The following is a 245-nucleotide window of genomic DNA, read 5'->3' as shown; positions in this document are numbered from 1 at the left end:
GGTGAGAAGTAGATGGAAAAATACTCATTTTTTAGTAGCGTAAACGGTGATAGAAGATACAAAGCGGAAGACTGGGCGAACTATTTTAATAAGTTTATAACGAATGGCTATTTTCCGAATGTAGCAAATAATCTCCAAGTTATAGCTGATAGAAATCGGATGCAAATCACTTTAAAACCTGGAGCAGCGTGGATTAATGGTTACATGTATCAAAACACGGACGACCTGGTTTTGAACGTGGATAC

1 pseudogene is annotated in these 245 nt (G+C 37.6%); it reads left to right on the top strand.

The features are described 5' to 3' along the window. Positions 1-12: 12 nt before the first annotated feature. Positions 13-245: pseudogene (locus KVT27_RS25770) on the top strand (hypothetical protein); the annotation flags it as partial.

This window comes from Lysinibacillus sp. GbtcB16 (genome assembly GCF_019091145.1).
Lineage (GTDB): Bacteria > Bacillota > Bacilli > Bacillales_A > Planococcaceae > Lysinibacillus > Lysinibacillus fusiformis.
This window is presented reverse-complemented; position numbering and strand designations above follow the sequence as displayed.